Below are 901 nucleotides of genomic sequence, written 5' to 3'. Positions count from 1 at the left end.
CTATGAAAGATCAACAGGCCCTGGGGGCACACAAATGAAAAATAAAGGTTTGGAACAACAGATCAGTGATGAAATCATGATGATGGTCAACAGCCGTAAAACGTTAATGCTGTCGACTCTGGATGAAAATAATCACCCCTATGCATCATATGCTGCTTTTGCACTTGGCAGAGACTGTCTTTATATACTGGTCAGTGATATTGCTGTCCATGGCGTCAATCTGCGAATTCATCCACAAGCGTCAGTGTTAATCATTGAAGATGAAGATTCGGCGATTGAACTGTTCGCCCGTTTGCGTGTGACTTATCAGGTGGAGGCGGAATGGATTCAAGTTGACTCTGATGCCTGGCATGTGGGAATTGCGTTGTTAACCGAGCGTCATGGCCAGCGTATAACGAACTTAAGTCAGCTGAGTGATTTCCGTCTATTCAAACTTAAACCCCGTGGCGGGCGATATGTGAAAGGGTTTGGCAAAGCTTATCAGATTGATAGTGGGACACTGGCGGGAGAGAATCTGCAACATTTACGTGAGGGACATAAAAAGCGTGAAGTAGTCATTAAGTCAGAATAACCCCAAAGCGCCGCAATATTTTGCGGCGCTTTTCTGTTGGTAGTCTAGAAATTACCCCATGAGCTTTTTTTACGCATTCGCAGACTTGGTAAAATCAGTCCGATAATCATCCCGCCAAACAACACAGCAGCACCAATCAAAAACCAGTTNNATGACAATGGATTGAATTTCATGATCGATTTGCTGCAGCCGCTCTTTTAATTGACGATTTTCGTTTTCCAGCGCTACAGCATTTGAGGCCGTACGGCGTAAATCATCCAGTTCTTTACTGAGTCGTTGAGCTGTTTCTTTAAGTGACATGTTCTGGTTATCAGCTTCACTGGTCTGTGA

Annotated in this window: 1 protein-coding gene; it reads left to right on the top strand. The window is 44.2% G+C overall.

Annotation, left to right across the window (positions count from 1 at the left end; translation table 11 throughout):
• The coding region (locus B3182_RS08445) for a HugZ family protein (RefSeq protein WP_292746301.1) at positions 1-571 on the top strand (571 nt) is incomplete at its 5' end.
• Positions 572-901 lie beyond the last annotated feature (330 nt).

The sequence above is a fragment of the Methylophaga sp. UBA4204 genome (genome assembly GCF_002379485.1).
GTDB lineage: Bacteria > Pseudomonadota > Gammaproteobacteria > Nitrosococcales > Methylophagaceae > Methylophaga.
This window is presented reverse-complemented; position numbering and strand designations above follow the sequence as displayed.